We start from the raw sequence: 13929 nt of genomic DNA, 5'->3' as shown, positions 1-13929 counted from the left end.
TTCTTAAAAAGAGAAATTATAACTCTTTATCAAAATGACCTCGCACATAAACGAGGGAGAAACAAGACAGGATGATAACACCGCTTCCAATTATCAGAAAAGAAGAGAGATGGACACTTGGTAGCACCGTCATAAAGCCTTTTGCAATCGGCATAAATAGGATGGCTAAGGTAAAAATGGTGCTTAGGACTCTTCCCAAGTATTCCCCCTCAACCTTGGTTTGAACCTGAGTAAAAAAGTGAATATTAAAAATCGTCATAAACAGTTCACAAACTAAATTTCCGGAAAAAGAAAGAAAAGTTGGCAGTGGTAACCCCATCATAAAAACTCCTACTCCAGTCAAAGCCAATAGAATCAAAAGATTATAAACATTTGCCTTTATTTTACTAGCTAGAAGAGCTCCCACAATGGAACCAACTGCGCCCATAGTCAAAATACTTGCATAAGCTCCTTCTACTCCATAAAGCTGATTTGAAAAGGGGAGGAGAAATTCAAAAGCTGCAAAAAAGAGATTGACACTGGAAGCTACTAACAAAAGGAAGAAAATCTCTTGCTGTCGCCAAATATAGCGAATCCCTTCCTTCATATCAGCAAAAATATTTTTCCAGCTGAAAGTCTTTTTCTCTTGTTCCTGAGTCTCTTTTTTGGGGAGAAAAGCTACTAAGGTAAATGCGATGAAAAAGCTAATGGCATCTAAAACAAGCGTTATATGGAGACTGGCAAATTGTAAAACGAGGAAAGAAAGTACAGGGGAGCTAACACCTACAACCTGCAAAACGAGCTCTAAACGAGCATTATAGGTCACAATCTCGTCTTTCTCTACAACCTCAGTTATAATGGCTTTATTGGCTGTACGAGAAAATGCAAAAGCAACCGCCTGAACAATATTGGCAAAAATCAAGGCAGCAATCATCAAGCTATCATCTCTGATGAAAGAAATAGCTAAGCAAAGAACGCCACAAATCAAGTCTGTCGTCATCAAAATTTTGCGACGCGAAAAGCGGTCTGAAATCACTCCACCAAAAGGATTGATCAGAATCGATGTGACGAGTTCAGAAATCTGATAAATCCCAAGAACAGTCTGTCCTATCGTCCCCATTGATGCTAACCAAACACTGTTTCCATAATCATAGAGCATATTTCCTATTTTAATAATAGCACCACGACTAATCAACTGGATTGCATGTCGATTCATATAAAAAGCTCCTCTCAAATTTTGAAACTATTGTATCAAAACCGAAAGGAGTCTCTTTATTTTTCCCTTATTTGGGAAATTTAAGCATTTACAAATTTTTCATAATGTTCCTGATAGTAAGCCACTTGCTCTGGAAGTCCAAGCACATCAAAAATATGCATGGCTTCCTGCATCTGACTACAACCTTCTTCTTTCAAGTCTCTTTGGTAAAAAGCGAAACCTTTGAGATAATGGAAGATATTGCGCTCATAAAGCTTGATACCATTTCCAATCAACTTCTCTACATAGCCCTCAAAATAGTCCGCATCCGTAAAGGAACGGCTTTCCAAACAATGCTGGTAACAGTTAAGAGCTAAAATCAAAACGAGTTTACGATGCCGTCCAATTTCTTTGTAGTACTCTTCCCGCTCCATGACTTCTCTGCCAATCCGAGCTACATAGTCCACATTGTAGAAAGTATAGAGGTTACCGAAAAGAATCAACTCATACATGGTCCATTCTTCTGTTTGAAAAAGATAATCTGCTACTTTTTCCAAATCACTCTGACTCATCGTGTAATGAGCATCTCTTTGACAAATCAGTCCCTGTAACAAAATCCAATTCAGCTCAAAATAGAGGGGATTGGTCGAACTCTTAGCCTTTTCAAGTTGTTCTCTTTGAAGCTTTTGAAAACCTGCAATATCATTTGAGTAGTAAAGCGGAATAATCTGTGCCATCAAGGCAACATGTTCATGATTTTGAAAATCCCTAGCCTTGTCCATGAAATTTTCAATAGTCACGTGAATATTATCCAAAATCTCAAAGAAACGGGAAACTGCTAGATCAGACTCCCCAAGCTCAAAGCGAGATAATTGAGAGGTCGAACATGATTCACCTGCCGCCTCTTTTAAGGAGTACTTCCCACTTGTTCGAAATTCACGAAATACCTTTCCAAGATGTTCCATTTCTTACACCTGCTCTGATAATTCTTCCCACTCAAGCAAAGCCTCTTCCTGACGATGGCTAATTTTGTCCAGTTCAGTCTGCAATTCCATGAGCTTTTCAGCATCGTTGGTTTCCAGCATTTTTTCAGAAATGGCTTGGCTTTGAGTTTCTAACTCTTCGATTTCAGCCTCTAAACTCTCGATTTGTCGCATGAGCTTACGGGCTTCTTTCTGACTTTCTTTCTGAGCCTGGTAGTCATTGACTGGGCTCGGTTCTTTTGCTTGATTGCTAGTTGAAGCTTCTTCTGTCTGAATCGCTTCTACTTCTGCTTTCTTCTCAACATAGTAGTCATAATCTCCAAGGTAGAGGGTCGAACCATTCTCAGACAGTTCCAAAATATGAGTAGCTACACGGTTAATAAAGTACCGGTCGTGGCTGACGAAAAGAAGGGTTCCATCAAAGTCAATCAGGGCATTTTCCAACACTTCCTTGCTATCAATATCCAAGTGGTTGGTCGGCTCGTCAAGAATCAAGAAATTGTTGTTTTCCATAGACAGTTTAGCAAGCAACAAACGAGCGCGTTCACCACCTGACAACATTCCGACTGACTTTTTAACATCATCTCCTGAGAAAAGGAATGCACCTAGACGATTGCGGATTTCAACCTCTGATGTTAATTTAAAGTCATTCCAAAGTTCATCTAGGACACTATTGCTTGGTGTTAGCTTGCTTTGAGTCTGATCATAATAACCAACCTCGACATTTGCTCCAAAACGCTTCTCTCCTTTGATAAAGGGAATCTGATCCACTATCGACTTGATAAAGGTCGATTTGCCAATACCATTTGGTCCGACAATCGCAACAGCATTCATCTTACGAAGGTCAAGATTGATAGGTTCTGACAATATTTCCCCATCATAGCCAATAGCAGCATTTTCAACTGTCAAAACGACGTTTCCTGATGTTTTTTCAGACTGGAAAGTCATATTGGCTGATTTCTTGCCAACTTCAGGCTTGTCCAAACGCTCCATTTTTTCCAGTTGCTTGCGGCGAGATTGGGCACGCTTGGTCGTTGAAGCTCGGACTAGATTGCGATTGACAAAGTCTTCCAGAGCAGCGATTTCCTTCTGCTGCTTTTCATAGTTTTTTGCCTCAGTAGCTAGCTTTTGCTCCTTTAACTCAACAAAACGAGAGTAATTGCCTACATAACGATCCAAGGAATGCTTGGTCAAATCCAGTGTAACCGTCGCAACCTTGTCCAAAAAGTAACGGTCGTGACTGACAATAATGAGGGCACCGCTATAGTTTACCAAGTAATTCTCTAACCAGGCAATGGTTTCGATATCCAAGTGGTTGGTTGGTTCGTCCAAGACCAAGAGATTGGGCTTTTCAAGGAGCATTTTTGCTAGAGCCAGACGAGTATTTTGACCGCCAGAAAGCTCAGCAATTTTCGTCTGCCACATAGATTCATCAAACTTGAAACCATTCAAGATAGCGCGGATATCAGCTTCGTAGGTAAAACCACCAGCCTGACGAAAATTCTCTGATAAACGATCATAATCCGCCATCAGTTTATCTAGATCTTTACCAGACTTTTCACCCATCTCCAACTCCATCTGACGCAGTTGTTTCTCCGTACGGCGTAGATCATCAAAGACATGGAGCATTTCATCATAAATGGTATTTTTAGACTCAAAACGGCTATCTTGGGCTAGGTAAGACAGAGAAATATCTTTTTTCTTATTGATTTCTCCACTAGTTGGCTCCTCTTCCCCAACCAAAATCTTTAAAAGAGTAGACTTACCTGCACCATTTTTCCCAACAAGAGCAATTCGGTCTCGTTCATCTACTTGCAGGTTGATATATTCAAAGAGAACCTCACCAGCAAAAGATCGTTCAATTTTATTAGCTTGTAAAATAATCATATCTCTATTTTACTATCTTTTTCTCTTTTGCACAATTGCAATGAAAAAAGTTCGAGTGGTATACCCGAACCTTTCATCTTAGTATCCAATGCCTCCACGGAATGTGCGAGCCATATCTTTCAATTCATAGTTTTTAGAAGAGGTATCGATGGTCCATTTTCCATCTTTCTTAGTCATTTTAATTTCATAACCCTCTTTCTTCATGTTATCACTAGTGTCTAGAGGAGTTGAATCAAATTGACTCGGTGCGTTTTCTAAAATATATTTTTCACCAGCTTTCATAGCTTCAGAGTAGTTGCTATATTTACCTTTGTTTTCTTCGTAGAATTTACGGCTCAATTCATAAACATTCAAATTATCCAAGTCGATTGTCTCTGGTCGAACATAAACAACAGCATAATCTGGCAAGTATGTCTTCACCTTGTAATCAACTTTTGCTCTCTTAGCATTTGCTTTGATGTAAGCATCTGCGAATGTTCTAAGTTCTGAATCAGAAGGTTTGTAGTTATAGAAACCTTTTCCGAATGACTCTGTAAATTTCTTGATAAACTCTTCTTTATCAGCTTTCGCATCGTTTGTGAATTCAGCACTATTATCAGAAGATTTTTTATCATCAGCAAGTGCTACAACTTGCGACTTATTGTCAGTAGCACTTAGGTTCGTTCCACCACCAGAGCTTTCCCCATTAAGGTAAACAGCATCGACATATTTTTTCATTACATCTTTTGCTTCATCAATATTGTCTTCATACTGACTTGGATCCACCTTGATGGCTACATCGTTATTCTTTTTAGAATTCTCTTTGATGTCATCATAAAAGCTAGGTGCGAAGTGGAGTTCATACTTAGCATTCTTGTCGACTTCATACACTACATAACCAGCAACACTCTTTCCTTTAGAAAGACTGTCACCATATGACATAAATTTCGTTTTACTGTCGCTTTCGTAGATTTGAATTGGTTGTAATTTTTCATCTTTTTCATTATAAAGCGTAATATCTTGGCTAGTAAAACTAAACTGTTTATCACGATTGTTCTTGATTTCGACTTGAAGTGCAAGGTAGCTTGAAGATGAATCTTCATCTTTAGGCAATACAAACATACCATCTTTCACAGAAACTTCAAAGTTTGAGTTCGAGGCAGTACCATTGTCGCTTGCTTTTTTTTGAGCTCCACAGGCAACAAGTGCTAAAGCTGACAAAAGCAAAGCAGAATGCTTAAGAATTTTTTTCATAATGGATTCTCCTTTAATGATTTACTATATTTTACCATACGCAGAATAAAAATCAAAACAGAAACCAGATATTTTCAAAATATCTTAAATTTATAGAGTTTTAACTTAAATTTTTCTATCTGTTCATTTGATGCATTAAAGGATTCTTTATAAAAAGAATAGAATATAACAATATTTTTGATTTTTTTCTTCAACAAACCTACAAAATGAATTATAAACTTTCATGTTATAAAGTATCTAATAATTAATTTTCATCCCTAACTTAGTATAAGTAAGCACAGTCCCCACCATTTTCCCGCTAAAGTGCAAAAGTTAATTTCCTACATTTTAAGTTATGCTAACGTTTTACTAAAATGTCAAATCGTGATATAATGAAAGCGATTAAAGCAAATAAACAAAGGAGACACTCTATGACTTACCAAGAAAATTATCAAAAATGGGTCGATTTTGCTGACCTTCCAGACTACCTTCGTCAAGATTTAATCAATATGGACGAAAAAACAAAGGAAGATGCCTTTTATACCAATCTTGAATTTGGTACCGCTGGTATGCGTGGTTTGATCGGTGCTGGTACAAACCGCATCAATATCTACGTTGTTCGTCAAGCTACCGAAGGTTTGGCTCGTTTGATTGAGTCAAAAGGTGGAAACGAAAAAGAACGTGGTGTAGCAATTGCCTACGATAGCCGTCACTTCTCACCTGAGTTTGCCTTTGAATCTGCGGCAGTTCTTGCTAAACACGGTATCAAATCTTACGTATTTGAAAGCCTCCGTCCAACTCCAGAACTGTCATTTGCAGTTCGTCACCTCAACTGTTTTGCAGGTATCATGATTACTGCCAGCCATAACCCTGCTCCATTTAACGGTTACAAGGTTTACGGTGAAGACGGTGGACAAATGCCTCCACATGACGCGGACGCTTTGACTACTTACATTCGTGCTATCGAAAATCCATTCGCTGTGGAAGTTGCCGATGTAGAAGCGGAAAAAGCTTCTGGCTTGATTGAAGTTATCGGCGAAGCTGTTGATGCAGAATACCTTAAAGAAGTTAAAGACGTAAACATCAACCCAGCCTTGATCGAAGAATTCGGTAAAGACATGAAGATTGTCTACACACCACTTCATGGTACGGGTGAAATGTTGGCTCGTCGTGCTCTTGCTCAAGCAGGATTTGACTCTGTTCAAGTTGTTGAAGCACAAGCAACTGCTGATCCTGACTTCTCAACTGTAAAATCTCCAAACCCAGAAAGCCAAGCAGCCTTCGCCCTTGCTGAAGAACTTGGTCGTCAAGTTGGTGCAGATGTGCTTGTTGCAACTGACCCTGACGCTGACCGTGTTGGTGTTGAAGTTCTTCAAAAAGATGGTAGCTACCTTAACCTTTCAGGTAACCAAATCGGTGCTATCATGGCTAAATACATCTTGGAAGCCCACAAAAATGCTGGAACTCTTCCTGAAAATGCAGCTCTCTGCAAATCCATCGTATCAACTGACTTGGTAACGAAGATTGCTGAAAGCTACGGCGCAACCATGTTCAACGTTTTGACAGGTTTCAAATTTATCGCTGAAAAGATTCAAGAATTCGAAGAAAAGCACAACCACACCTACATGATGGGATTTGAAGAAAGCTTCGGTTACTTGATTAAACCATTCGTGCGTGATAAAGACGCCATCCAAGCCGTTCTTGTCGTTGCTGAACTTGCTGCCTACTACCGTTCACGTGGTTTGACACTTGCAGACGGTATCGAAGAAATCTACAAAGAATACGGCTACTACGCTGAAAAGACTATCTCTGTTACCCTTTCTGGTGTTGATGGTGCAGAACAAATCAAGGAAATCATGGCTAAGTTCCGTAACAATGCTCCAAAAGAATGGAATGCAACAGCTATCACTGTCGTAGAAGACTTCAAGGCTCAAACTGCTACTGCTGCTGATGGTACTGTTACAAACTTGACAACTCCTCCAAGTGAGGTGTTGAAATATACACTTGCTGACGGTTCATGGATTGCAGTTCGCCCTTCAGGTACAGAACCAAAAATCAAATTCTACATTGCTGTTGTGGGTGAAAGCAATGAAGATTCACAAGCTAAGATTGCCAACATCGAAGCAGAAATCAATGCCTTTGTTAAATAAGAAATTATAAAAGATGAGACCAACCAATCTCATCTTTTTTTCGTATCAAATCTAAGCATTTTTAGAAACTTTATGGCATACTAGACTTATCAATGAAAGCGAGGTAATCTCATGGAACAATTTTTAGAAAACATCAAAGACCTTGAAGTCACTACAGTTGCGCGTGCGCAAGAAGCACTTGATAAGAAAGAAACTGCAACCTTCTTTGTTGGTCGCAAAACTTGCCCTTACTGCCGTAAATTTGCTGGCACATTGGCAGGTGTCGTAGCTGAAACTAAAGCCCACATCTACTTCATCAACAGTGAAGAACCAAGCCAACTCAATGAATTGCAAGAATTCCGCTCACGTTATGGAATTCCAACCGTACCAGGATTTGTTCACATTGCAGATGGCCAAATCAAGGTCCGTTGCGACTCTTCTATGTCTGCACAAGAAATCAAGGAATTTGCTGGATTGTAAAAAAGCCACTCGTCGAGTGGTTTTTGTATGGTCTAAATTACTTTTTTTCAAGCAAGTCTTGTATCATTCTATGCAGTTCTTCTATCTTTTCAGATTGTTTCTCTAGTAAGATCCTTTGACTCCGTAATTCGTCTTGGAGGTTATCAAGTTTTATCTGCTCATCTGGATTATCCTTTACAAAAAAGTTTGTCAAGGCACTCGTTAACATCCCTATTGTGCCAATACCAACAAGCATTAGTAAAACAGCTAACCACTTCCCAAAAATAGATTCAGGAACAATATCCCCATAACCAACAGTTGTTACCGTTACCAGCGCCCACCAAAGACTATCAGAAAAAGATTTTTCTTCAACAACAGATAAAATTGAACTCCCTACCAGTACAATAAAGGAATTGAGATAAAAAATATAAAGTAAGCCATTTGTCCGTAAGAGTTTGCTTACCTTCTTTCCCAGCTTTCCAGTTAACCCTACGATCCTTAAAAGACGAGTCAGTTTTAGTAATTTTGTCAACCTTGCTAGGCGGAAGATACGTCCTAAACGAAATACTGTAAAAATAGCATTTAAAGGAAGAATAGCTAACAGATCAAAGATATTTTCAAGTATAAATCTCCATTTTTCTTTACTTGAAAAGAACCGCCAACCATAATCTACTACAAAAACAAACCAAATCAGTAAGTCAATAATACTGTATGGAGGACTGTCTAAATCAATCATCTCAGCAAATCCAAGCAAAACAAGGACAACAGATATCAATGCAAGTATGATAATCGTTGTGTCATAATAATCCTTTAATAACCATTTTCTCTTCACACTTCTACTCCTTTAGTTATTTTTATCATTATACCACACTAAAACCCTGACAAAGTACAAAACAAAAGAAGGCACTCGCCTTCTTTTTTATATATCTGTCAATGGTGTTGCAGTATCTGGTGAGGTATCATAAACCTTAAAGTCTACTCCGACTCCCAGATCAGCTTGGGCTAGCTGGTTGACCATGGTCATATGAGCTAGTTCTTTGATATTGTTCTCTTTAGACAAATGCCCAAGATAGATTTTCTTTGTTCGATTTCCCATTGCACGAATCATAGCCTCAGCACCGTCTTCATTAGAAAGGTGACCGAGATCAGATAGGATTCGCTGTTTGAGACGCCAAGCATAAGATCCTGCTCTCAAAATCTCTACATCGTGGTTGGATTCGATGAGATAACCGTCTGCATTTTCGACTATTCCTGCCATACGGTCACTAACATAACCTGTATCGGTCAACATGACGAAGCTCTTGTCGTCTTTCATAAATCGGTAAAACTGGGGTGCTACTGCATCATGGCTAACACCAAAACTCTCAATGTCGATATCCCCAAAGGTTTTGGTTCTACCCATTTCAAAGATATGCTTTTGCGAAGAATCCACCTTGCCGAGGTACTTACTATTTTCCATAGCCTGCCAGGTCTTTTCATTAGCGTAAAGATCCATACCATATTTACGAGCCAAGACACCGACTCCGTGGATATGGTCTGAATGCTCATGCGTAATCAAAATCGCATCCAGATCTTCAGGTTTGCGATTAATTTCAGCTAGCAGACTAGTAATTTTCTTACCAGACAAGCCTGCATCCACTAGGATTTTCTTTTTTGGGGTTTCCAGATAAAAGGAATTTCCACTGGAACCTGACGCTAAAATACTGTATTTAAAGCCTTTTTCACTCATTCTAGTCTTCTATTTCGTCCTCCCATATTTCTTCTTTTACGGCATCCTTATCATAAGGGAGCACGATGGTAAAGGTCGATCCCTTACCGTATTCACTTTTGGCCCATATAAAACCATTGTGTTGTTTGATGATTTCTTTAGCGATGGCCAGACCTAGACCAGTTCCACCTTGGGCCCGGCTTCTTGCACGATCCACACGGTAAAAGCGGTCAAAAATCTTCGGCAAATCTTGCTTTGGAATACCTAGACCTTGGTCTTTGATAGATAAAATCATTTGGTCGTCTGTGGTCTTCATGCTGACAGTGATTTTTCCACCATCTGGTGAGTACTTGATGGCATTGTTAAGAATATTATCAATCACCTGAGTCATCTTATCGGTATCAATCTCGATCCAAACTGAATTAATAGGGTAATCTCTGACAAGCTCATATTTTTTCTCGTCATCCTGACTTCTCATCTTATCAAAGCGGTTGAGAATAAAGGTGATGAAGGCTGTAAAATTAATCAATTCCACATCTAACTGAGTGGTTGCATTATCAATACGAGATAGATGTAAGAGATCTGTCACCATCCGCATCATACGGTTGGTTTCATCGAGTGAAACCTTGATAAAATCAGGAGCAACAGGATCATACAGAGCTCCCTCATCCAAGGCTTCGAGATAAGATTTAACACTGGTCAAAGGAGTTCGCAACTCGTGACTCACGTTCGAAACAAAGAGTCTTCGCTCACGCTCTTCCTTCTCCTGTTCGGTCGTATCATGTAAAACGGCAACCAAACCAGAGATGAAACCTGACTCACGGCGAACCAGAGCAAAACGTACACGAAGGCTTAGATATTCACCATTCACATCCTGGGAGTCAATCGTCAACTCAGGAATCTGTGTAATTAGATCACGCAGCTCATACTCATCTTCTATCTTAAGCAATTCGAGGATGCTTTTATTCAGAACATCTTCTTTCTGCACACCGAGCTGTTTCTTGGCCATATCGTTGATCATGGTAATCTGGCCACGGCGATTGGTCGCAAGAACGCCATCTGTCATGTAAGAAAGAATACTGTTCAATCGTTTACTCTCTTGTTCCAGATTTTCTTGGGTCAAACGAATAACTTCTGATAAATCGTTCAGATTATTGGTGATATTGGTGATTTCTGTACTTCCTTGCAAGTCCAAAACTTGAGAATAATCACCTGCAATCAAGTCCTTAACCTTTTGATTTATCTCCTTTAGACGGATATTATCCCGATGATTTTCCAGTAACAGCAAGGTCACCACCAAGATAAAACCAAGTAAAATCAAGATAAAGATAAAATCGCTGGTCAGAATAGTTTGTCTAATATCTTCAATCATTATTTCTCATATAGTATCCAACACCACGACGTGTGAGAATGTACTCTGGACGACTTGGAGTGTCTTCTATTTTCTCACGCAAGCGTCTAATGGTCACGTCCACAGTACGAACATCACCAAAATAGTCATAACCCCATACAGTCTCAAGCAAGTGTTCACGCGTAATCACTTGACCAATATGAGATGCCAAGTGATACAAGAGTTCAAACTCACGGTGGGTCAAATCTAACTCCTCACCATATTTCTTAGCCACGTAAGCATCTGGAACGATTTCCAAATCACCGATTTGTAACGGTTGCGCCTTCTTCTCATCAGACTCTTGGCTATCCACAGAAACTAGGTCTGTACGACGAAGCAGAGCCTTAACACGTGCTTGCAACTCACGGTTTGAGAAAGGCTTTGTAACATAATCATCTGCACCTAACTCTAAACCAATAACCTTGTCAAACTCGCTATCCTTAGCTGAGAGCATGATAATCGGCACGCTACTAGTCTTACGAATAGATTTAGCCACTTCTAAACCATCAATTTCAGGTAGCATCAAGTCGAGAATAATAATATCTGGTTGCTCTGCTTCAAATAGCTCGATTGCCTCACGACCATTGAAGGCTGTAACAACTTCATAACCTTCCTTGACCATATTAAACTTAATAATATCTGAGATTGGTTTCTCATCATCTACAATTAATATTTTTTTCATTTTATCACCTTTTCTTTATCTATTATAACAAAAAAATGTAAAGAAGGCACAAATGGCTACTGTAAGCCTTCATCTTCAAAACTTGTTTTATAAGCCTGCCAAATTTTTTGTTGAGGCTTCGCAAGTGGATAATCAGAAAACTCCTGAGGAGAAACCCAGCGAATTTCTCTGTCCGAAAACTGTTTTGTTTCCAACACTTGACCAGCTAGGATTTGAATATGCCATTTCCGATGACTAAATACATGCTTGACCTGGTCAAATACTTGCTGGGACCAATTCACTTCTAAATCATAATCCTGCTCAAAGTTTTCTTGAGGGCTTGGTCCAAATGCTCTGCTTTCCTCTTTGACTTGTGAAAAGAGATCTAGCTGATCGTCATCACTTGAGAAATCATCAACTTCGATCAAAGGGAAGTGCCAAAAACCGGCTAGTAGTTTCTCGCTTTCATTTTTCTCTAGTAAATATTGCCCACGGCCATTGCGTACAACTAAAGCCTTGAGATAAATTGGGAGAGGTTTTTTCCTGGGTTCTTTAATCGGATATACATCCATAGTTCCGTTCTGATAGGCTGCGCTAAAGTCCTTAACAGGGCTTTCTTCTGGTCGAGGGTTAACTGGAGCCTCTATGTCAGACCCTAAATCCATCAGAGCTTGGTTAAAGTCACCTGGTCGTTTCGGGTCAATCAAGATTTCCATCATTGCCTGAAAAATTTTGCGATTGCTGGGAACTCCGATATCATGATTAACCTCAAACAAGCGTGCCAAAACCCGCATGACATTGCCATCAACCGCTGGCTCAGGCAAATTAAAAGCGATACTGGAAATAGCTCCCGCAGTGTAAGGGCCAATCCCTTTTAAACTAGAAATTCCTTCATAGGTGTTTGGAAATTGACCCCCAAAGTCAGCCATAATCTGCTGGGCTGCAGCCTGCATATTGCGTACGCGGGAATAATAGCCCAAACCTTCCCATGCTTTCAGTAAACGCTCCTCAGGGGCATTGGCCAGACTTTCAACAGTTGGAAACCAGTCCAAGAATCGTTCGTAGTATGGAATAACTGTATCCACTCTGGTCTGCTGAAGCATGATTTCAGATACCCAGATATGATAAGGATTTTTACTTCTCCGCCAAGGCAAATCTCGCTTGTTTTCATCATACCAGTTGAGGAGTTTTTCACGAAAAGAAATAATCTTCTCCTCCGGCCACATGACGATACCGTATTCTTTCAAATCTAACATATATCTAGTATAACATAGAAGCTTCTAACTGTCCTTTTCTCAGTACTAAAAAGCCTCTTCCCATGGGAAAGAGGACTAAATCTTATTGATGAACTGCTTGAGCTGCTGTGATAAGGGTCAACTTGTACACATCATCTGCATTACATCCACGAGAAAGGTCGTTAACTGGTTTGTTCAATCCTTGCAAAACAGGTCCGACAGCCGCAAAACCACCGAGACGTTCTGCCATCTTGTACCCAATATTTCCTGCTTCGATACCTGGGAAGACAAAGACATTTGCTTGACCAGCTACATTACTTCCTGGAGCTTTAAGAGCTGCAGTTTCAGGAACAAAGGCAGCGTCAAATTGCAACTCACCATCAATCTCAAGGTCGGGACGCAAGTCGTGAGCAATTTTTGTAGCTTCCACTACCTTATCAACACTTTCACCAAAACCTGAACCTTTAGTAGAATAGCTTAGCATAGCAATTTTAGGTTCAATACCAAACATTTTAGCTGTGATTGCTGAATTGATCGCAATTTCAGCCAAAGCTTCTGCATCTGGATTGATGTTAATGGCACAGTCTCCAAATAGGTAACGTTCCGTACCACGAACCATGAGGAAAGCACCTGAAGTACGAGTTACATTTGGACGAGTTTTGATAATTTGAAGGGCTGGGCGAACTGTTGAGGCAGTTGAGTGAATCGCACCAGATACCATACCGTCAACCAAGCCCAAGTAGACTAGCATCACACCAAAGTAGTTGACATCTTCAACCAAAACTTTGCGCGCTTCTTCTTCAGTCATTTTGCCCTTACGACGCTCTACCAAAGCAGCAACCATTTCTTCGAATTGAGGATAATGTTGAGGATCAATCACTTCATAACCATCCATGATCCCTTCGATTTCGAGATAAATTTTAATTTTTTCAGGGTTTCCGAGCAAAACAGGGATTACTTCTGTTTCTTTTACCAAGCGTTTTGTTGCTTGAAGAATACGTGGCTCTTCCCCTTCAGGGAGAACGATACGAGCATTTTTGCCAACTAGGTTGGCTTTGAGATTTTCAAAAACTTCCATGAGTTTTCTCCTT

Annotated in this window: 12 protein-coding genes; 2 read left to right on the top strand and 10 right to left on the bottom strand. The window is 39.8% G+C overall.

All coding sequences use genetic code 11. The features are described 5' to 3' along the window. Positions 1-16: 16 nt before the first annotated feature. The 4 genes from HMPREF2885_RS07320 to HMPREF2885_RS07305 form a co-directional block, all read right to left on the bottom strand. Positions 17-1195 (bottom strand): MFS transporter, encoded by a 1179-nt coding sequence (locus tag HMPREF2885_RS07320; protein WP_070657635.1) that lies wholly within the window; start codon positions 1193-1195, stop codon positions 17-19. Between the two features lie 80 nt (positions 1196-1275). After that, positions 1276-2139: an Rgg family transcriptional regulator gene (locus tag HMPREF2885_RS07315; protein WP_070657633.1), complete on the bottom strand. Its 864-nt coding sequence runs from the start codon at positions 2137-2139 to the stop codon at positions 1276-1278. Between the two features lie 3 nt (positions 2140-2142). Further along, positions 2143-4044, bottom strand: a complete 1902-nt coding sequence (locus HMPREF2885_RS07310; RefSeq protein ID WP_070657631.1) for an ABC transporter ATP-binding protein — start codon at positions 4042-4044, stop codon at positions 2143-2145. Between the two features lie 78 nt (positions 4045-4122). Continuing rightward, on the bottom strand, positions 4123-5277 hold the full coding sequence (locus tag HMPREF2885_RS07305; RefSeq protein WP_000722097.1) for a DUF4352 domain-containing protein: 1155 nt from the start codon (positions 5275-5277) through the stop codon (positions 4123-4125). Positions 5278-5687: 410 nt separating this feature from the next. Here HMPREF2885_RS07305 and HMPREF2885_RS07300 point away from each other — a divergent pair, with 410 nt between their 5' ends. Further along, a complete protein-coding gene (locus tag HMPREF2885_RS07300) occupies positions 5688-7406 on the top strand; it encodes a phospho-sugar mutase (RefSeq protein ID WP_070657629.1) in 1719 nt (572 codons plus the stop codon). A gap of 111 nt (positions 7407-7517) precedes the next feature. Beyond that, complete coding sequence (locus HMPREF2885_RS07295; protein ID WP_049478214.1) at positions 7518-7865, top strand: DUF6568 family protein; 348 nt, start codon at positions 7518-7520, stop codon at positions 7863-7865. Between the two features lie 37 nt (positions 7866-7902). Here the strand turns inward: HMPREF2885_RS07295 and HMPREF2885_RS07290 are convergent, their stop codons facing one another. The 6 genes from HMPREF2885_RS07290 to pta form a co-directional block, all read right to left on the bottom strand. Further along, complete coding sequence (locus HMPREF2885_RS07290) at positions 7903-8676, bottom strand: potassium channel family protein (protein ID WP_070657627.1); 774 nt, start codon at positions 8674-8676, stop codon at positions 7903-7905. Positions 8677-8763: 87 nt separating this feature from the next. After that, a complete protein-coding gene (locus tag HMPREF2885_RS07285) occupies positions 8764-9573 on the bottom strand; it encodes an MBL fold metallo-hydrolase (protein WP_070657625.1) in 810 nt (269 codons plus the stop codon). Between the two features lies 1 nt (position 9574). Further along, positions 9575-10924, bottom strand: a complete 1350-nt coding sequence (gene vicK, locus HMPREF2885_RS07280; protein WP_070657623.1) for a cell wall metabolism sensor histidine kinase VicK — start codon at positions 10922-10924, stop codon at positions 9575-9577. Beyond that, complete coding sequence (gene yycF / locus HMPREF2885_RS07275; RefSeq protein WP_049478212.1) at positions 10917-11624, bottom strand: response regulator YycF; 708 nt, start codon at positions 11622-11624, stop codon at positions 10917-10919. The genes vicK and yycF overlap by 8 nt, the downstream gene beginning before the upstream one ends. Before the next feature lie 56 nt (positions 11625-11680). Beyond that, on the bottom strand, positions 11681-12859 hold the full coding sequence (gene mutY / locus HMPREF2885_RS07270; protein WP_070657621.1) for an A/G-specific adenine glycosylase: 1179 nt from the start codon (positions 12857-12859) through the stop codon (positions 11681-11683). Between the two features lie 82 nt (positions 12860-12941). Further along, positions 12942-13916 carry a phosphate acetyltransferase gene (gene pta, locus HMPREF2885_RS07265; protein WP_049479333.1) on the bottom strand — a complete coding sequence of 325 codons (975 nt, stop codon included), beginning with the start codon at positions 13914-13916 and terminating at the stop codon, positions 12942-12944. Positions 13917-13929: the final 13 nt, after the last annotated feature.

Source organism: Streptococcus sp. HMSC062H02 (genome assembly GCF_001813005.1).
In the GTDB taxonomy this organism is placed as follows: domain Bacteria; phylum Bacillota; class Bacilli; order Lactobacillales; family Streptococcaceae; genus Streptococcus; species Streptococcus oralis_S.
The sequence above is the reverse complement of the archived record's forward strand: the minus strand, read 5'-3'. Positions and strand labels throughout refer to the sequence as shown.